The sequence below is a fragment of the Sphingopyxis sp. RIFCSPHIGHO2_12_FULL_65_19 genome (assembly GCF_001830555.1).
In the GTDB taxonomy this organism is placed as follows: Bacteria; Pseudomonadota; Alphaproteobacteria; order Sphingomonadales; family Sphingomonadaceae; genus Sphingopyxis.
The window spans coordinates 1-17,634 of the sequence record NZ_MIAM01000014.1; the positions used below are offsets into that span (position 1 = coordinate 1).

Genomic DNA, 17,634 nt, shown 5'->3' on the forward strand with positions numbered 1-17,634 from the left:
ATTCGGTAATCCTGCGAGAGCATCGTTATTTTTTCGGATTCTTGCGGGTTGCGTTCGGTTTAGCAACCGGTTTCACGCCGCTCTTTGCCGCAGGTTTCGCTGCCGCTTTCGGTTTCGCTTTCGGCTTGGCGGCAGGTTTCGGCGTTGCCGTAACGGCTTTTGCTTTGTCGGGCTTCGGCACCGCCGCCATCAGGTCGGCGAAACTTTCCTCGATACAGGTCCGGAAAAAGGCGATGTCGGGCATCACGGCGCGCTCGGATATGAGCGAAAAGGCGATGCGGCCGTTGTAGCTGGGGGTCGCGACGAACAGCCCCATATTGTTCGCAAGCGGCGCCATGCCATGCTGCTGCACCAGTTGCGCGCCCGCGAGGTACAGCGGCACCTGCGCGCCCGGCACGTTCGAGATGAACAAATTGGTCCCGCGCACCGCGAACCGCTCGCTGGTGACGAGCCGCGCGACCGCCGCCATCGTCGCGCCGGGAATATGCTGCGACAGGTCGGTCATGATCCGCGCGCTGACGCCGGCCTTCGCTTCCTTCGCTTCGACGGTATAATCGCGGATCGCGGCGAGCCGTTCGAGCGGACCCGCGATGTCGGTGCGGATCGGCACGCTCATCGCCGACACCTGATTGCCCGGCGTCGACGCCTTCCCCCCCTTGCCGCGCAGATTGACCGGCGCGACCGCGACCAGGCTTTCCTTCGGCAATTCCTTATGCTTGGCGAGATATTTGCGCAGCGCGCCGCCGACGGTGGTCAGCACGACATCGTTGACCGTCGCGCCCGGCACCTTCTTGCGGATTTCGGCGACATCGGTCAGTGCGACCGTGGTCGCGTCGAACATCTTGTGCGGGCCGACCGGCACGTTGAAGCGCGTTTCGGGGACGCCCGCGGTCATGCCGCCCTCGGCAATCGACCGGCGCGCCGACGAGATGATCGCGGGCGACATCTTCATCAGCGCATTCATGAATTTCACCGGCGACTGCATCGACGCCGACCAGGCGCGCGACAGCGTCTCGGCGCTCGACGGGGCGGTGCCGAGGTCCTCCACCGGGGGCGGTTCGGCAATCGCAGGGGTGCCCTTGGCGTCGATGTCGCTCATCGCGATAAAGGCGTGGGCGCCCGAAGCCCCGTCGACCGCGGCGTGATGGACGCGGTGGAGCATCGCGAAACTGCCCTTGGGGATGCCCGGGATGCGGTCGAGCCCTTCGATGATATAAATGTCCCAAAGCGGGCGGTTCATGTCCATCGGCTTGGAAAAATGGCGCGCGACGGCGATGCAGAATTGCCGCCAGTCGCCGGGTTCGGGCAGGCGCGCGTGGCTCATATGCGCTTCGATATCGAAATGTTCGTCCTCGACCCAATAGGGATGGTCCATGTCGAAGGGCAGCCGGTGGAGGCGGCGCTTGAACAGCGGCGAGGTGTGGACGCGACTTTCGACGTGGCGAATGATGTCCTTGAATCGCACGAAGCCGCCCGGCGCGGTCGAGGGGTCGTAGATATAGACCCCCATGATGTGCGTCAGGTTGTTCGCGGTCTGGGTGTAGAGGAACTGGGCGTCCTGTGCGCTGAGCTGTTTGAGCATATTAGGTTCCTTTACAGACATCGTCATGGCGAGGAGCCGAAGGCGACGCGGCAATCTCCAGCTTTCGAGGTTGCGCGACTCCGATGGCTGGAGATTGCTTCGCTTCGCTCGCGATGACGAAACGGGGGTAAGTCACGTCCGCTCCCCCGCCTCCACCAAACGATCCGCCAGCGCCACCGTCGACAGCCGCATCGTTTCCATCACAGTCGCCAGCCCGCGCAGTTCCATCAGCAGCGCGCGGCGCGCGGCGAGGATGTCGGGGGTCGCGTCGTCGGCAAGGCCCATGTGGCGCATCAACGACAGGCCGTTGGCGAACAGCAATTTGCCGATCGCCGCCTCGCTGCTGATCCGGCGGAGCAGATAGGCCTGCTTGCCTTCGGTCAGCGCGGCGCCCTCCAGCGCCTTGTCATCGACCGCTTCGCCCGGCTTTGCGCGCGCGAGCAGGTCGGCGACGACCGAATAGGCTTCCGCAAAGGGCAGCAGGATCGCGTGGCCGACAACCGGCTGGCAGCGGCGCAGCATCTGCGCGATGCCGCGGTCGCCGCTTGCCAATCGGCGATCCCAGACGGGGTCGATGCGCGCCAGTTCAGCCTCGATCGCTGCCAGATGCTCGCCCCGCGGCGGGTAGAAAAATTCAAATTTGAACAGGTCGCGGAGGCGATCGATCTTGCCCCAGAAAGCGGCCGTCGCATCGCCGCTGTCGGCGTCGCGCAGATCGAACAGCGCAAGCTCGATCATCGCGCGATCGAGGAAATGATGCGCGATGATGTTGCGATAATAGCTCGCCATCGGATGTTTGTCGGGGTCGATCGAATAGATGGTCTCGCTGCCCGCTTCAAAACGCGTCAGCAGCCCGCTCGCGACGAGCGTGTCGACGGTCGCCGACAGCGCGGCATCGTCGCCGCTGTCCACTTCCTTGCTGAGCCGGATGCCCCGCGCCCTGGCCCAGTCGGTCACCGCGCCGATCGCGCCGAGCAATTCGGCCGAAGTCGCGCCGCGCGGCGCCATGCCGAGCAGGATCAGGCACATCACCGAGGTGACCGTCAGCGGCGTGACGCGGTTCGCCTCCACCGCGACCGCGAAGGCGATCTTTTCGAGCGCGCGCTTGTCGTCGGGACCGGGTGCCTCGTCGATCACGACCGGATTGCCGATGTCGAGCCGAATACGCCCCGAGGGCTCCTTCAGGCTTTTCATATAGCCGATGAACCACGACAGGCTTTCGGGCTTCTTGTTGCGGCCGGTCTGTTCGGCGGCATATTCCTCGACGTCGCGGATCAGGTCGAAACTGGTGACGAAGGGGACGAAATGCACATCCTTCGTGCCGGTCGCATGGGCGGCGTCGAGGACATATTTCATCAGCCCATATTTGGGCGGCATCAGCTTGCCGAGGCGCGAGCGCGTGCCCTCGAACGCCCAGCTCAAAGGAAAGCGTTTGGCAAGCAGCCAGGCGATATAGTGGCGCAGCACCAGCTTATAGACCGGCTGGTCCTGAAAGCTGCGGCGGATGAAGATCATTCCCGAACGGCGGAAAAATTCGCCCATCACGGCAAAGTCGAGGTTCGCCCCGCCGAAGCTGTGCAGCATCAGCATGTCATTTTCATAGGTCAGGCGGCTGGGCGTTGCGCCGTCGATATAGGTTTTGTGCGAAAAAAGGATCGCGGTCGGATGCTCGCGCAGGATATTGCGCAACTTGGCGAGTTCGGCCGCGTCGACCTCCATCGCGGGCGCATAGCCACCGAACATCATGCGGTCGAGCCGGGCGCGCAGGTCGAGGAACAACGCCGAAGGCCGCGCGATGACTTCCTTCATCAACGGGCGCGCCTCGCGGAAAAGTTCCGCGACCGGGCGGCCGGTCTTTTCGGACAGTTCGGCCAGCGCGGCGCGGAATTTGGGGCTGGTGCGCAGGCCATCGGCGACGAAGCGCGGCACCTTGTAGCGCGTGCCCCGAACGCCGCGTTCGGCGACGTCGAGCGCCAGCCCCGCTTGTCGCGCCACGAAGCCCGCGAATTCGGCGCTGTCGGTCCCCTCGCCGTCGCCGCCGCCGGTCTGGCGGCAGAAACGCATCCGCAGCGCGTCGAGCGTTGCCGCCTCCCCCACCAATATTTGCGCGCGGCGGCGGTCGCGAAGCAGGATCAGCCGCGCGCGGAGCGGCCCGGGGTGGCGCGGATCGCCGAAGATGATGTGGCGGAATTTGAGCGCGCGATCGCGATCGAAGCCCGGGATTCGCCACGCGACGCGCAGCGGCACCACCTGCCGCGACGGCTGCCCGTCGAGCCGCGCGCGGAGCGTTTCGAGCGGCAGGGCGTGGTCGTCGTCGGCGATCGCAAGGCTGGCCCATTGCGGCTCGGTCTCGCCCGCGGTGGCATGGACCCAGTCGAGCAGGAGCCGTCGCTCGACGCCGTTGCGCGCGTCGATGATATAGAGCCGGTCGGCCGCGTCCTCCGTCACGATCGGGGTGCGGGCGGTTCCGTCGGCCACCGCTTAGTTACTCTCCGCCATATGTCCGCTCGTGTCGAGCGAAGTCGAGACACCCCGATGGCTAGCGCCATGCCGATGGGCATCTCGACTTCGCTCGATGCGAACGGGGATTATATGTCGGGTGACAATCGTCATTTGCTCGACGGCTTTTTGGCGGGCGCCTTTTTCTTCGCGGCGGGCTTCTTCGCCGCCGCCTTCTTGGGCTTCGGCTTTTCGGCCTTGTCCTGGGGCGCGGCGGCATCGGGCGCAGGCTCCTTCGCCACCGATTCCGCCACGCTCTCCTCCGGCTGTCCCAGCGTGCGCAGGAACATGTTGCGGACGTCGCGGACGTGGTTGCCCACCGTCCGCGGTGTCCACCCCGATGTGTCGACCGGCGGCAGCACGGTGACGCGCACCGTCGCGGGGCGCATCACAAATTCGTTTTTCGGTGCGACGTCGGTGGCGTTGTGGATGACGATCGGGACGATCGGGACGCCCGCCTGCATCGCGAGGTGGAACGCGCCCTTTTTGAACGGCTCCAGCTTCGGCGTCAGGCTGCGCGTGCCTTCGGGCGAAATGCAGATCGACTTGCCCTCTTCCCGGATCGCATCGACCAGCGGTTCCATCGCCTTGATCGCGCTCTTGCCGTCGGCGCGGTCGACGAACACGGTGCCGCCCCATTCCATCAGCTTGCCGAGGATGGGGATGTCCTTGATCTCCTTCTTCCCCACGCCGCCCATGTCGCGGCGGATGAGCTTGGCGAGGATCATCACATCGGCCTTGCTCTGGTGGTTGAAGATGAAGACGCAGGGGCGCGACGACCAAAGGTGCCGTTCGCCCTCGACCTCCAGCTCGACGCCGGTGATCGCGGTCGCGAAATCGCCGAACAGCCCCATCGAGAAATTGACCGCCTCGCGCTGCGAGCGGGTCAGTGCCCAGATCGGCAGGCCCGCGGCAAAGGCGCCGACGAGCGAGCCGGTGGCGTAAATGGTGCGGGTGTAATCGACCCATGACGGCGTGCCGCGGCTGGCGAAACGCTGGACCGGCCAGTTCCGCTCGTCGGCGATACCCTTGAGCTTCATGTTCGGGTTGAGCGGGCGCGGCTTGCCGACGCGTTCGAGCAGTTCGATGTCGTCGTCGCTGTCGGAATAGAAAAAGCTCTGATCCAGATCGAGGCCATATTCGGCGGCGAGTTCCTCGGCGGCGAGCACCTTGCCTTCGCCGAAGCAGAGCGGCCGGATGATCTCGCCGGTAAACACCCCATCCTCAATCTCATAGGCCGAGCATTTGATATCGGTGATGCCCAGGTCGCGCGCGGTCGGTTCGATCTGGTAAATCGTCGCCGACGAGATGATCGCGACGCGGTGGCCCTTGGCCTGATGCGCCTCGATGATCGCGCGCGTTTCGGGGTAAATCTTGCGCGCGATATGCTTTTTGTAGAGTTCTTCGCCAAATTCGATGAAGCTTTGTTCGTCGACGCCCTTCATGAATTTGGCGGCGCCCGACATCAGCCCCGAAAACCCGATCGTGCCAAGGCTGTGCTGCGCGATGACCTGCGCGGTTTCGGCGATTTCCTCCACCGACATTTCGCGCCGCTGGAATTTCTCGCGCAGCATGGCGGTGGCGGAATAGCCCGAGATGATCGTGCCGTCGAAGTCGAACAAGGCAGCGATATGCGATCCGGGTTCGGACGCGAGGACTTCTTCCAGATGCGGCTGCGGTCTCGGCACGCCTGTCTCCCCACCAACGGCTATATTGCCGTTTTACCTAGGCACAGTGGCAGTAAAGATGGCGTTTATCAATGGCGGCGGATCACAGCTTTTTGCCGTGAAAAATGCGGTATGCACCCGCGAAGGCGGGAGCCCATCTTCGGCCGGCGCTATTTTGAGCCGGCAGGAGATGGGTCCCCGCCTTCGCGGGGACACACGGCCCTTATGATCCGGGTTTGTGATCAGGGTTTGAGCGCTGCCGCTTCTCTCGCCAACCCCTCGATCCGCGCCGGATCGACCGGCCCCGACGGGACGACCCAGCTGCCCCCGACGCACAGCACCGGACCCAGGGCGAGCCATTCGGGTGCGGTTGCCAGGCTGATCCCGCCGGTGGGGCAGAAATTGACCCCGCCGAACGGCCCCGCCAGCGCCTTCAGCGCCGGGATGCCGCCACTAGTCGCGGCTGGAAAAAATTTGAAGCTGTCGAGCCCGAGGTCGAGCCCCGCCATGATGTTCGACGCATTGGCGACACCCGGCAGGAAGGGAATCCCGGCGGTCACCGCCGCCTGCCCCAGATCATCGGTCAGGCCAGGCGACACGATGAATTCGGAGCCCGCGTCGAGCGCATCGTGAAGCATCCGCGGGTTGAGCACGGTGCCCGCACCGACGACTGCACCGGGCACCGCCTTCATTGCCTTGATCGCGTCGAGCGCGGCAGGCGTGCGCATCGTCACTTCGAGCACCTTGAGCCCGCCCGCGACGAGCGCCTCGGCCATCGGCACCGCATCCTCGACGCGGTCGATGACGATCACCGGGATGACGGGCGCCAAACGCATGATCTGTTCGATACCGCTGTCGGACATTCTATCTCTCTTTCATCGTCATCCCAGCGAAGGCCGGGATCTTATTGTTGCGTCTTAAACTACCGACAAATTAAATGACGGCCTCCATCGCCGCCAATACCGCCGATCCGCCCTTTTCGGCCTCGTCGGCGTGGTGGCGGAACAGGGCGAAGAGTTCGCGCCCGACGCCCAGCGCGGGTGGCGGCGCGGTGGCGGGGGCGCGCGCGGCCCATGTCGCTTCGTCGACGAGCGCGACAACTTCGCCGTTCACCGCGCAGATGCGGACGATGTCGCCGTCCTGCAAAAAGGCGAGCGGGCCGCTGACCCCGTCGATGCCGGGCAAGGCTTCGGGCGAGAGATGGATCACCGCCGGCACCTTGCCGCTCGCCCCCGACATGCGCCCGTCGGTGAGCAGCGCGACGCGGAATCCGCGGTCCTGAAGCACGCCGAGCGCCGGGGTCAGCTTGTGAAGTTCAGGCATGCCGTTGGCGCGCGGTCCCTGAAAGCGAACGACGACGATGACATCGCGTTCGAGTTCGCCCGCCTTGAACGCTACCAGCACCGCATCCTGATTGTCGAAGATCCGGACCGGGGCCTCGATCGTCCAACGATTCTCGGCCACCGCGCTGGTCTTGATGATCGCGCGGCCAAGGTTGCCCGCAAGCAGCCGCATCCCGCCATCGGGCGAGAAGGGCGCGGCGACGGGGCGCAGCATCGTGTCGTCGCGGCTTGTTGCGGGCGCCGCCTGCCACTGGAGTGCGTCGTCGACAAGAACCGGCGCATTGCCATAATCGGCCATCGCGCCGCCGACGGTGAGCACGTCGCCGTGCAGCAGCCCGGCGTCCAGCAGTTCGCGCACGACATAACCGATGCCGCCCGCGGCATGGAAATTGTTCACATCGCCCGCACCGTTCGGATAGACGCGCGCAAGCAAAGGCACTGCATGGCTCAGCTCATCGAAATCCTGCCAGTCGATGATGATCCCCGCGGCGCGCGCGATCGCGGGCAGATGGATCGCATGGTTGGTCGAACCTCCCGTCGCGAGCAGCCCGATCACGGCATTCACGATCGCCTTTTCGTCGACGCAGCGTGCCAGCGGACGGTAATCGTCGCCGTCCCAGCCGATCTCCGCAATCCGATGCGTCGCGGCGCGCGTCAGTTCCTGCCGCAATTTGGTGCCGGGATTGGTAAAGGCGCTGCCGGGGATGTGCAGCCCCATCAACTCCATCATCATCTGGTTCGAGTTCGCGGTGCCATAGAAGGTGCAGGTGCCCGCGCCGTGATAGCTGGCCGCTTCGGCTTCCAGCAATTCGTCGCGGCTTGCCTTGCCTTCGGCATAGAGCTGGCGGACGCGCTGTTTTTCCTTGTTCGCGAGGCCCGAAGGCATCGGCCCGGCGGGGACCAGGATTTGCGGCAGATGGCCGAAGCGGAGCGCGCCGATCAACAGGCCGGGGACGATCTTGTCACAAATGCCGAGCAGCAGCGCGCCCTCGAACATCGCATGGCTGAGGGCGATGACCGTGCCCTGCGCGATATTGTCGCGGCTGAACAGCGACAGGTCCATGCCCGCCTGCCCCTGCGTCACACCGTCGCACATCGCCGGAACGCCGCCCGCGACCTGCGCAGTGGCGCCGACTTCGCGCGCGAAGAGTTTGATCTGCTCGGGATAGCGGCCATAGGGCTGATGCGCCGAGAGCATGTCGTTGTAGCTGGTGACGATGCCGATATTCATCGCGCCGCCGGTGCGGATCGCGGGCTTGTCCTCGCCCGACGCGGCGAAACCGTGCGCGAGATTGCCGCACGACAGGCTGCCGCGATTGGTCCCGGCGTCGCGCTGGCGGTCCATCAGGTCGAGGTAAGCCGCGCGGCGCGGCGCGCTGCGAGCGATGATGCGGTCGGTGACCGCGGCGATGGTGGGGTGGAGCTTGGTCATATTTTCCTCGTCACCCCGGCGAAGGCCGGGGTCTCAACGGCGCGACAGGATGCGAGGTCGAGATCCCGGCCTTCGCCGGGATGACGATCAAAAATGCTAATCATGCCAGCTCGCCCCGTCGCGTTCGATCAGCGCGATCGACGAACTCGGCCCCCAGCTTCCCGCGGTGTAAGTCTGCGGTGCCATGTCGACCGCCGCCCAGGCGTCGCGGATCGAATCGATCCACTGCCACTGCGCCTCGACCTCGTCGCGGCGCACGAACAGCGTCTGGTCGCCCTCGATGAAATCGAGCAGCAGGCGTTCGTAAGCGATGCGCCGCCGTTCGCCCGCAAAGCTGTGCGAGAGCGAGACGTCCATCGTCACTTCTTTGAGCTTCACCCCCTCGCGGTCGAGCCCCGGCTGCTTTGCCATCACCTTGACCCGGATATTCTCTTCCGGCTGCAAATTGATGATCATGCTGTTGGCATCGAGCTTGCCCGCACCGACGCGCGCGAAGATATTGTGCGGCACCGGCTTGAACTGGATCAGCACCTCCGACTTGCGTTCGGGCATCCTTTTGCCCGTGCGCAGGTAAAAGGGCACGCCCTTCCACCGCCAATTGTCGATATAAGCCTTGAGCGCGACGAAGGTTTCGGTGTTCGACGGATTGCCAAGCTCGTCGGCATAACCCGCGACCGCGCCGCCGTTCACCGCGCCGCTGCTATATTGCCCCTTGACGCTGTGCGCCTTCACATCGTCGGCGCTCATCTTGCGCAGGCTGCGCAAAAGCTTGACCTTTTCATCGCGCACCGCGGTCGACGACACGCTTGCGGGCGGCTCCATCGCGATGATCGCGAGCAATTGCAGCATATGGTTCTGGACCATATCCTTCAGGGCGCCGACGCCGTCATAATAGGACACGCGGCCTTCGAGCCCGACGGTTTCGGCGACGGTGATCTGGACATGGTCGATCGCCTGGGCATTCCACAGCGGCTCGAACAGCATGTTCGCAAAGCGTAGCGCGAGCAGGTTCTGGACCGTTTCCTTGCCCAGATAATGGTCGATGCGGAACACGCGGTCTTCGGCAAAAGCGTCGCCCACCTCGGCATTCACCTCGCGCGACGAGGCCAGGTCGTGGCCGATCGGCTTTTCCATCGCGATGCGGCATTCGGCGCAAGCAATGCCCGCGGCTTTCAGCCCCTGTGCGATCGGGCCGAACATCGACGGCGGGGTCGACAGATACACGCCGATGGGGTGCGCCATGCGGTCGCCGAGCAAGGCCGCAAGTTCGTCGTAGCCAGTGCCGGCCCCGGCATCGATCGCGCAATAATCGATGCGGGCAAGGAAGCTTTCGACGCCGGCATCCTCGATGCGGTCGGCGGGCAGATGTTCGACCAGCGCCTCGCGAACCTGCGCCCGAAACGCCGCGCGGTCCATCCTGGACCGGCCCGAACCGACGATCGTCAGCGCATCGGCGAGCAACCCGTCGAGATGCAGATTGTAGAGCGAGGGAAAGAGCATGCGCTGCGCCAGGTCGCCCGTCGCGCCGAACAGCACCAGTGTTTCGACTTTCACGCTCACATTCGTCCCCTTGGATAACGCATCAGAATTGGAGGATGCGCCACGGGAATGCAACGCGCATACGTAGGCCGCAGTTGATGTCGCCCCTTGGCAAAACCGACAACGCTGCCATAGGAATGCCATGATGCCCGGCACCCCTCCCCCCTATGACGTCATCATTGTCGGCGGCGGCGTCAATGGCGCGGGCGCCGCGCGCGACGCCGCCGGGCGCGGCGCCCGCGTGCTGTTGATCGAGGCAGGCGACCTTGCGCAAGGCACCTCGTCGAAATCGACCAAGCTGATCCATGGCGGGCTGCGCTATCTGGAACATTATGAATTCGGCCTGGTGCGCGAGGCGCTGAAGGAGCGCGAGATATTGTGGGGCATTGCGCCGCATATCATCCGGCCGTTGCGCTTTGTGCTGCCGCACCGGCCGGGGCTGCGCCCGCGCTGGCTGCTGCGACTCGGCCTGTTCCTTTACGATCATATCGGCGGGCGCAAGAAACTGCCCGCGACGCGTTCGATCGATCTGTCCCGCCACGTCGCGGGCGGACCGCTCCAACCGCAATATCGGCACGGATTCGAATATTCGGACGGCTGGGTCGACGACGCGCGGCTGGTCGTGCTCAACGCGCGCGACGCCGCCGACCATGGCGCCAGGGTGCGCACGCGCACCCGCGCCGAGATGCTGCGCTGCGAGGATGGTTTATGGATCGTCGACGCCCGCGACGAACTGGGACATCAATATCGCTTCACCGGCCGCAGCATCGTCAACGCGGCGGGACCGGCGGTCCTCGACCTTTTGAAGCGCGCCGACGCCGAGCCCGACCACCAGATGCGGCTGGTGCGCGGATCGCATATCGTCGTGCGCAGGATCTTCGAGCATGATTATGCCTATTTCTTCCAATTGCCCGACGGGCGCATCTTCTTTGCGATCCCCTATGAGCGCGACTTCACGCTGATCGGGACAACCGATCAGGACCATGACGGGCCGGCAAGCGAAGCGAAGGCGAGCGACGAAGAGATCGCCTATCTTTGCGAAGGCGCGAGCCTGTATTTCCGTGCGCCCATCACCCCCGCCGACGTCGTGTGGACCTATTCGGGGGTTCGGCCGCTGATCGAGGACGGGTCGGGGCGCCCGGAGGCCGCGACGCGCGGATACCGGATCGACCTCGACATGGCCGAAGGCGCGCCGCTGCTCACCATCTATGGCGGAAAGATTACCAGCTATCGCCATGTTGCCGAGGCCGCGGTCGACGCGCTGGCGGGGCACATCCCTGCGCTGACCGGAAAGGACTGGACCGCGAAGGCGCCGCTGCCCGGCGGCAATTTCGCCACCGATGGCGCCGCGGCGCTCAAGGCCGAATATAAACTGGCCTTCCCCTTTCTAACTGCCGCGACGGTCGACCGCATCGCACAGGCCTATGGCACCGACGCGCGGCACTGGCTGGCGGACGCCACCGACTGGGCCGCATTGGGCGGCGAGATTGCGCATGGGCTGAGCGTTGCCGAATTGCGTTGGATGGTGACGCACGAATGGGCGCGCACCACCGACGACATCCTTTGGCGGCGCAGCAAGCTGGGGCTGCATTTCACCCCCGACGAAACCGCACGCCTTGCTGGCTATGTCGAACGTTTCGCGGCCGAAGCGCGGCTGGCCGATGCCGCGTTTTTCGGCGACATGCTGAATCACGGATCGGCGGCGAGCGGCTCAGGCGACTAGCGCGATCGCGTCGGCGCCCGCGGGGAAATGCGGCCGTCCCGTCTGGTCGTGCACCGCCTGCCACACCGCCTTGGCGACATCGGCCTCGGTCGTGAACAGCGCGGGCTCGGCCATCGCGGCGAGGATCGGTGCGGCATAGCTGCCATAAGGTTCGGGCAGGACGTCCTCGAGGCGGATATCGGTGTTCTGCGCGAAGGCGGTCGTCGGGCCATAGCCGGGCTCGACCAGCTTCACCACGATGCCGAGCGGCGCGAGTTCGTGCGCGAGGCTGCCCGTGAAGCCCTGGATCGCGGTCTTGCTGCCCGTATAGGCGGCGGCGAGCGGGAAAGAGGCGAGCGTCGCCGACGAGGTGATGTTGACGATCGTGCCCGAGCCGCGTGCCCGCATTTGTGGGATCACCGCCTGTGTCATCGCGATCGTGCCGAGGGTGTTGGTGGCATAGACGTCGCGGATTTTCGGCATAGGCGAATGTTCGAGCGCGCCGAACAGGCCGACGCCGGCGTTGTTGACGAGCACGTCGATCGGCCCCGCCAGTTCGAGCGCGAGCGCGATGCTCTCGGCGTCGGTGACGTCGAGGGCGATGACGCGCAGGCGATCAGACGCGGGAAAGAGGTCGCGGCGCGGGCTCCGCATCGTGGCGATGACGTTCCAGCCTTTGGCGTGGAAATGGCATGCGATTTCGCGGCCATATCCCGACGAGCAGCCAGTGATGAGGATCGTTTTCATGGAGGCTTTCCTTTTGAAGCTGGTGGAAAGCATCTAGCCAAGCGCAATCGGACTATCTATAATTTCAAATCCATATTTAGTTATTGATAGTCCAGATATGTCTGATCCTTTGTCCGACCTTATCGCGCTTCTCCGCCCCCGCACCGTTTTTTCAAAAGGGATCAGCGGCGCCGGGAACTGGTCGGTGCGTTATGGCGATTTCGGCCATCCGGGCTTTTGCACGGTGATCGAGGGGCGGTGCCGGCTCGCAGTCGATGGTGCGGAGGCGGTGACGCTCGATGCGGGGGATTTCGTCTTCCTTCCCGCGACGCCGGGCTTCACCATGTCGGGGTTCGAGCCCGCCGATCCGGTGTTTATCGACCCGCACGCCGCAGCCGGGATTGCCCAGAACATACGTCATGGCCGGCAGGAAGGCGACGCCGATGTGCGGATGCTGGGCGGCTATTTTGTCTTCGATTCGCCCGACGCGGACCTGCTCGTGTCGCAGCTTCCCGCGCTGATCCATTTGCGCGGCGCCGAAAGGCTGACGACGCTTGTCCAACTGGTGCGCGAAGAAGCGGGCGCGGAGCGGCCGGGATGCGACCTGATCCTCTCCCGGCTCGTCGAGGTGCTGATCGTCGAAGCGTTACGATCGGTCGAGGGGAACGATGCGCCGCCGGGATTGCTGCGGGCCTTAAGCGATCCGCGGCTCGCGGCGGCGATCCGGCATATCCACGAGGAGCCCGCGCATCCGTGGACCGTGGCCGAACTGGCGAAAGAGGCCGCGCTGTCGCGTTCGGCATTCTTCGACCGCTTCGCGCGCACCGTCGGGGTGTCCCCGATGGAATATCTGCAAGGATGGCGGATGAGCCTCGCCAAGGATTTGCTTCGTCGCAATGCAGGCGGGCTGGCCGAGATCGCCGAACGCGTCGGCTATGGATCGGCGAGCGCGTTCAGCACCGCCTTTACGCGTCATGTCGGAATGCCGCCGAAACGTTATGCGATGGCGGCCTAATCGACGCCCAATTGTCCGGCGAGCTTGGCGCGCCTCACTTTCCAGGTTCCGGCGAGTATCGGCACGTCGCGCAATGCGCTGAGGTCCGCGAGGCGATCCTTCGCCTCCCCGCCGATCAGCAAGGCGAACAGCGATGCCAGCGGCCATTCGGGATAGGGCCGCTCGACCAGACTCAGGGCATCGCCCGCTTTCACCAGACCCGGTTCGAGCACGCGGTAATACCAGCCCGTCCGGCGCGTCTTCACCACCTGTGCCATCACGCCCTTCGCCCCGAAACGATGATCGAGTTTCCAGCACGGCTGGCGCGCCTGCGTGACCTCGACCAGCGCGCTGCCGAGGCGAAAGCGGTCGCCGAGGAAAACGCTGTTTTCGTCGAGGCCGGTGGTCGAGATATTCTCCCCGAACGCACCGGGCGCATCGAGCAGGGGCGCGTCGCGCAGAAACCCGCGCCACCAGTCATAATGGTCGGCGGGATAATGGTGGATCGCCTTGTCGATGCCGCCATGCACGGTCCGGTCGGCCTGTTCGTCGCCGGCCAGGCCCATCGCGCCGACCGCGACCGCGTGCGCCACCGGCAGCTTGCCGATGGCGCTCGGTTCGTCGTCGCCGCGGAAGGGACGGACCTTGCCTAGGAGGACGGCTAGAATCTCGGCGTTCATGGCGATGATTGCATAGGCCCCACCGCCGAAATGGCAATCGTCAGGCTTGCGCCAGCACCACAGGTTTCCGTGCCCGCGCTGCCAGCACGATCACAAGACCCGCAACCGCCATCACGGCGCCCGCAATCGATACTGCCGGAAAGCCGAGGCCGAGGCCGATCACACCGCCGCCGACCGCGGCGCCAATCGCATTGCCAAGGTTGAACGCGCCGATATTGACCGCCGAGGCAAGGTTGGGCGCATCCGACGCAGCCTCCATCACGCGCATCTGGAGCGGCGGGACGATGGCGAAGGTCGCGACGCCCCACAGGAAGATCGTGACCGCCGCCGCGACGGGCGAGTACATGGTGACCGCAAACAACAGGAGCATCGCCGCCAGCCCGGTGAGCGAGACGATCAGCGTGCGGTCGATCGAGCGATCGGCGAACACCCCGCCGAGCCAGTTGCCGGCAGTGAGGCCGAGTCCATAGATCACCAGCATCGCGGTTATGAACAAGGTCCCTGCCCCTGTCGCTTCGGTCAGGATCGGCGCGATATAGGTGAAGACGGTGAACATCGCCGCCGAACCGATCGCGGTCAGCGCGAGCGCGACGAGCACTTCGCGGCGCTTCAGCACGCCCAGTTCGGCGAGCATGTTGCCGCCCTCGGCACGCGGGAGGTCGGGCAGCGCGAAGCGCAGCGCGGCCATCGTAAAGAGGCCCCAGACCGCGATGATGCCGAAGGCGGTGCGCCAGCCGAACGTCTCGCCGACCCAGGGCGCGAGCGGCACCCCGATCACATTGGCGAGCGTCAGCCCCATGAACATCGCGGCGACCGCGCTGGCGCGCTTTTCGGGCGCGACGAGGCTCGCCGCCACGACCGAGCCGACGCCGAAAAAGGCACCATGGTTGAGCGAGGTGATGACGCGCGCGATCATCAGCGTCGTATAATCGCCTGCAATCGCCGAGAGGAAATTGCCGAGCGTGAAGATCGCCATCAGGCCGATCAGCAAGGTGCGGCGGTTCAGCCGCGCGGTGGTCAGCGTCATCAGCGGCGCGCCGAGCATCACCCCGAGCGCATAGGCCGACACCAGCAGCCCGGCGGCGGGGATCGACACCCCCAGCCCGTCGGCCATGTCGGGGAGCAACCCCATGGGTGCAAATTCGGTGATGCCGATGCCGAAGGCGCCGATAGAGAGCGCCACGAGGGGAAAGTTGATTTTCATGTCGGTTCTTCCGATCAGACGAGCGGCGGGTTCAGCCGGGCAAAGCCCGCCTGCTGCCGGTATGGCGTGTGCGGATAGGGCGGCAGCACGTCGCTCGCGGCGTCGAGCGCCGCCACTTGCTCCGCAGTGAGCGCCCAGCCGACGGCGCCGAGATTCTGCCTGAGCTGCTCTTCATTGCGCGCGCCGATGATCACCGACGACACGGTCGGGCGCCGAAGCAGCCAGTTGATCGCGACCTGCGGCACCGTCTTGCCGGTTTCGGCGGCGACAAGGTCCAGCGCGTCGATCACGCGGTAGAGCAGCTCGTCGGCCACCGGCGGCGCAAATTGTTCGGTTTCGTGAAGGCGGCTGCCCGCGGGAACGGGTCGGTCGCGGCCGATCTTGCCGGTCAGGCGACCCCAGCCGAGCGGGCTCCACACCAGCGCCCCGACCCCCTGATCGGCGGCAAGCGGCATCAAATCGGCTTCATAGGCGCGGCCGATCAGCGAATAATAGACCTGGTGCGCGACAAGGCGCGGTTTGCCGAGCCGGTCGGCGGCAGCCTGCGCCTTCATCAGCTGCCAGCCGGGATAGTTGGAGACCCCGGCGTAGCGCAGCTTGCCCGCGGCGATCAGGGTGGCGAGCGTGTCCATCACTTCGTCGACCGGGGTCGACGCGTCGAAGGCGTGAAGCTGGAGCAGGTCGATATGGTCGGTGCCAAGGCGGCGGAGCGCGGCATCGACCGCGCCGATCAACCGACTGCGCGAGGCGCCCCAGTCCCGCGGACCGTCGCCCATCGGCAGGCCGGTCTTGGTCGAAATGAGCACCGCGTCGCGCCGCCCCTTGATGGCTTCGCCCAGGATCGTTTCGGACGCGCCGTCCGAATAGACATCGGCGGTGTCGAACAGCGTGACCCCGGCATCGAGGCTGATGTCGATCAGGCGCCGCGCCTCGGCGGCGTCGCTCGTGCCCCACGCGCTGAACAGCGGCCCCCGACCGCCGAACGTGCCGGTTCCAAAGCTCAGCGCCGGGACGCGCAGTCCCGATGATCCCAATTGACGATATTCCATGATCCTGCCCTTTCATTTGCGAGTCGGAGCCAGACGACTTCAAACCGGCCCGTCCCTGTTCCCCCGCGAAGGCGGGGGGCCATCTCCAAGGCTTTCGCCTCCCACCGCCGTCGGCTCGACATGGCAGCGGCAGGTGATGGGCCCCCGCCTTCGCGGGGGAACGGGTTTGGGAATAGCAAAGGTCATCATGCTCTAGACGCATAGATGGACGCGCAGCTCTGCACACAGTAGCGTCGCAAAAAGCGAAAGATTTTTGAAATGAACGCAAAGATGGACAATGGCGGCGACCGCGCACGGTCGATGGAGGTGTTCGCAGCGACGATTGCCGAGGGCAGCTTTTCGGCGGCCGGGCGCTGCCTGGGCCTGACTCCGTCGGCGGTGAGCCGCACGATCGACCGGATCGAGGCGCGGCTGGGCGTGCGCTTGCTTTTGCGCTCGACGCGCGGCTTGACGATGACCGCCGAGGGTGAGGCCTATCTGCGCGCGGCGCGGCGCATCCTGGCCGACCTTGGCGATGCCGAACAGGCGATCGCCGATCAGGGCGCGCCGCGCGGGCGGCTGCGCGTCAGCGCGGCGCAGGCGCATGGGCGGCTGACCATCGTGCCGCTGATCGGCGAGTTCGTGCGGCTGTATCCGCACATCGTCGTCGACATCAGCCTTGCCGACCGGCTGGTCGACATCGCGGCGGGACAGGCCGATGTCGCGATCCGCTTCGGCCCGCTTGCCGACAGTTCGCTCACCGCGCGCAAGCTTGGCGAAAGCCGCCGCGTGATCGTTGCTTCGCCCGCTTATCTGGCGGCGCACGGCACGCCCAAGATACCCGAGGATCTGCACGGCCATAATTGCCTGAACTTCAATTTCCGCCGCGCCGAGCCGGTATGGCCGTTCCGAGATGGCGAGCGGGACTATGCCCTGTCGGTGCGGGGGAATATCGAGGCGAACAATGGCGAGACGCTGGGCCAGCTTGCCGCCGCCGGGGTCGGCATCGCGCGCGTCGGCGCGTTCAGCATCGCCGACCAGATCGCAGGCGGCGCCCTGGTGCCGATATTGGAGGACTATAATCCCGGCGACATCGAGGCGATCCACGCCGTGTTCGCGGGCGGCGCGAACACCCCGGCGCGGGTGCGGGTGTTCGTCGATTTCCTGGGCGAGCGTTTGGGGCGGGGTGCGTGAGGCGGGAGCTGCCGCTTTGTCTCCCTTCGGCATGGGAAACGACA

At 65.5% G+C, this 17,634-nt stretch carries 13 protein-coding genes; 3 read left to right on the forward strand and 10 right to left on the reverse strand.

Annotated elements, in window-relative coordinates; genetic code table 11:
* Positions 1-25: 25 nt before the first annotated feature.
* The 6 genes from A3E77_RS02765 to zwf form a co-directional block, all read right to left on the reverse strand.
* Positions 26-1,582: a wax ester/triacylglycerol synthase family O-acyltransferase gene (locus A3E77_RS02765; protein WP_293643375.1), complete on the reverse strand. Its 1,557-nt coding sequence runs from the start codon at positions 1,580-1,582 to the stop codon at positions 26-28.
* A gap of 132 nt (positions 1,583-1,714) precedes the next feature.
* On the reverse strand, positions 1,715-4,060 hold the full coding sequence (locus tag A3E77_RS02770; RefSeq protein WP_293643376.1) for a glycerol-3-phosphate 1-O-acyltransferase: 2,346 nt from the start codon (positions 4,058-4,060) through the stop codon (positions 1,715-1,717).
* Positions 4,061-4,191: 131 nt separating this feature from the next.
* Positions 4,192-5,769: an HAD-IB family hydrolase gene (locus A3E77_RS02775; protein WP_293643377.1), complete on the reverse strand. Its 1,578-nt coding sequence runs from the start codon at positions 5,767-5,769 to the stop codon at positions 4,192-4,194.
* A gap of 221 nt (positions 5,770-5,990) precedes the next feature.
* A complete protein-coding gene (gene eda / locus A3E77_RS02780; protein ID WP_293643378.1) occupies positions 5,991-6,611 on the reverse strand; it encodes a bifunctional 4-hydroxy-2-oxoglutarate aldolase/2-dehydro-3-deoxy-phosphogluconate aldolase in 621 nt (206 codons plus the stop codon).
* Positions 6,612-6,681: 70 nt separating this feature from the next.
* Complete coding sequence (gene edd / locus A3E77_RS02785) at positions 6,682-8,523, reverse strand: phosphogluconate dehydratase (protein WP_293643379.1); 1,842 nt, start codon at positions 8,521-8,523, stop codon at positions 6,682-6,684.
* A gap of 96 nt (positions 8,524-8,619) precedes the next feature.
* Positions 8,620-10,023, reverse strand: coding sequence for a glucose-6-phosphate dehydrogenase (zwf, locus tag A3E77_RS02790; RefSeq protein ID WP_293643525.1), 1,404 nt, complete (start codon positions 10,021-10,023; stop codon positions 8,620-8,622).
* 184 nt (positions 10,024-10,207) lie between these two features.
* Between zwf and glpD the strand changes: the two genes are divergently transcribed.
* Positions 10,208-11,785 (forward strand): glycerol-3-phosphate dehydrogenase, encoded by a 1,578-nt coding sequence (gene glpD, locus A3E77_RS02795; RefSeq protein ID WP_293643380.1) that lies wholly within the window; start codon positions 10,208-10,210, stop codon positions 11,783-11,785.
* Here the strand turns inward: glpD and A3E77_RS02800 are convergent.
* Complete coding sequence (locus A3E77_RS02800; RefSeq protein ID WP_293643381.1) at positions 11,774-12,511, reverse strand: SDR family oxidoreductase; 738 nt, start codon at positions 12,509-12,511, stop codon at positions 11,774-11,776. The two genes, glpD and A3E77_RS02800, sit on opposite strands and share 12 nt — an antisense overlap.
* Positions 12,512-12,608: 97 nt before the next feature.
* Between A3E77_RS02800 and A3E77_RS02805 the strand changes: the two genes are divergently transcribed.
* A complete protein-coding gene (locus tag A3E77_RS02805; RefSeq protein WP_293643382.1) occupies positions 12,609-13,505 on the forward strand; it encodes an AraC family transcriptional regulator in 897 nt (298 codons plus the stop codon).
* On the opposite strand, the gene A3E77_RS02810 is transcribed toward A3E77_RS02805, so the two are convergent.
* From A3E77_RS02810 to A3E77_RS02820, 3 genes are read right to left on the reverse strand one after another with little or no spacing between them, the layout of a single operon-like run.
* Positions 13,502-14,164, reverse strand: a complete 663-nt coding sequence (locus tag A3E77_RS02810) for an MOSC domain-containing protein (protein WP_293643383.1) — start codon at positions 14,162-14,164, stop codon at positions 13,502-13,504. The genes A3E77_RS02805 and A3E77_RS02810 overlap by 4 nt on opposite strands.
* Before the next feature lie 40 nt (positions 14,165-14,204).
* Positions 14,205-15,368, reverse strand: a complete 1,164-nt coding sequence (locus A3E77_RS02815) for an MFS transporter (protein WP_293643384.1) — start codon at positions 15,366-15,368, stop codon at positions 14,205-14,207.
* Positions 15,369-15,382: 14 nt separating this feature from the next.
* Positions 15,383-16,417 carry an aldo/keto reductase gene (locus A3E77_RS02820; RefSeq protein WP_293643385.1) on the reverse strand — a complete coding sequence of 345 codons (1,035 nt, stop codon included), beginning with the start codon at positions 16,415-16,417 and terminating at the stop codon, positions 15,383-15,385.
* A 258-nt stretch (positions 16,418-16,675) separates the two neighbouring features.
* Between A3E77_RS02820 and A3E77_RS02825 the strand changes: the two genes are divergently transcribed.
* Positions 16,676-17,590, forward strand: coding sequence for a LysR substrate-binding domain-containing protein (locus A3E77_RS02825; RefSeq protein ID WP_293643386.1), 915 nt, complete (start codon positions 16,676-16,678; stop codon positions 17,588-17,590).
* Positions 17,591-17,634: the final 44 nt, after the last annotated feature.

Excerpts from the sequence above, each read along its gene's own strand:
- A3E77_RS02805 (WP_293643382.1), top strand. The coding sequence starts at position 12,609 with ATGTCTGATCCTTTGTCCGACCTTATCGCGCTTCTCCGCCCCCGCACC.
- edd (WP_293643379.1), bottom strand. The coding sequence starts at position 8,523 with ATGACCAAGCTCCACCCCACCATCGCCGCGGTCACCGACCGCATCATC.
- A3E77_RS02810 (WP_293643383.1), bottom strand. The coding sequence starts at position 14,164 with ATGAACGCCGAGATTCTAGCCGTCCTCCTAGGCAAGGTCCGTCCCTTC.
- A3E77_RS02765 (WP_293643375.1), bottom strand. The coding sequence starts at position 1,582 with ATGCTCAAACAGCTCAGCGCACAGGACGCCCAGTTCCTCTACACCCAG.
- eda (WP_293643378.1), bottom strand. The coding sequence starts at position 6,611 with ATGTCCGACAGCGGTATCGAACAGATCATGCGTTTGGCGCCCGTCATC.
- zwf (WP_293643525.1), bottom strand. The coding sequence starts at position 10,023 with ATGCTCTTTCCCTCGCTCTACAATCTGCATCTCGACGGGTTGCTCGCC.
- A3E77_RS02815 (WP_293643384.1), bottom strand. The coding sequence starts at position 15,368 with ATGAAAATCAACTTTCCCCTCGTGGCGCTCTCTATCGGCGCCTTCGGC.
- A3E77_RS02825 (WP_293643386.1), top strand. The coding sequence starts at position 16,676 with ATGAACGCAAAGATGGACAATGGCGGCGACCGCGCACGGTCGATGGAG.
- A3E77_RS02800 (WP_293643381.1), bottom strand. The coding sequence starts at position 12,511 with ATGAAAACGATCCTCATCACTGGCTGCTCGTCGGGATATGGCCGCGAA.
- A3E77_RS02820 (WP_293643385.1), bottom strand. The coding sequence starts at position 16,417 with ATGGAATATCGTCAATTGGGATCATCGGGACTGCGCGTCCCGGCGCTG.
- glpD (WP_293643380.1), top strand. The coding sequence starts at position 10,208 with ATGCCCGGCACCCCTCCCCCCTATGACGTCATCATTGTCGGCGGCGGC.